The sequence below is a fragment of the Anaerotignum faecicola genome, assembly GCA_024460105.1.
In the GTDB taxonomy this organism is placed as follows: domain Bacteria; phylum Bacillota; class Clostridia; order Lachnospirales; family Anaerotignaceae; genus JANFXS01.
Genome location: JANFXS010000030.1, coordinates 1 through 722 on the forward strand (window position 1 = coordinate 1; position 722 = coordinate 722).

A 722-nucleotide genomic window follows, 5' to 3' on the forward strand; every position below is an offset into this window, starting at 1 on the left:
TCCCATTTTAGCAATCGCCCTTCTGACAGACGCAGACCGCAGCAAAAATATAGGAGAAAAAGAATCTTGCACTCTCTATCGAGTCTAAATTGCTCTGAATTATGAGACGTGCGGATATCCATTTTCTGTAGCAGTTCCTTAACTTCCTCTTTTGATGGAATGTAAAGAACCGGACGGTAAGCCTTGCAGAAAAAATTAGGAATGTATGCTTCCTGACCAAGGGAAAGGATATATTCACTCAGCACCTTCACCATCGACATACGGCGATTATGATAGGCATCTCCTTCGCCCGGTCTGGCTTCTGACCATTTGGCTGCCATTTCATAGGTGACTGTTGTCAGTTCCGGATAATTCTGTACGCAAAAGGTATCAAAGCGTTTTAATAGCTTTTCTTCGGAATTATAGGCATATCCATCAGCTCGTTTTTGCTGTATAAGTCCTTCGATATGATGTGCCAGACCGCTCTCAAAAATGTATGTCATGATAAAACACCTCCAAATTCCAGAGGGCAGAGCCTCATTTTATCTTCGTCACGTTCAAGATATACCTCTGCTGTTTCCTGACGTGCATGTCCGAGAGCATTGGAAATATCATCAAGTTTGTTGTCTGCCCGAAGCATTCTTGTGGCAAATGTTTTTCGTGTCATATGAAAGCCCTGACCAGCAGATAATTCAAATCCATATTCAGCAAGTATTCTTTTTAAAGCTCCACGGCACGCCGTT

Annotated in this window: 2 protein-coding genes; both read right to left on the reverse strand. The window is 42.7% G+C overall.

The features are described from left to right. Positions 1-482: hypothetical protein (locus NE664_12550; protein ID MCQ4727466.1), on the reverse strand; the 482-nt coding region annotated here is incomplete at its 3' end. Then, positions 479-722, reverse strand: a 244-nt coding sequence (locus NE664_12555) for a tyrosine-type recombinase/integrase (GenBank protein MCQ4727467.1), incomplete at its 5' end; no start/stop codon positions are given. The genes NE664_12550 and NE664_12555, both read right to left, overlap by 4 nt.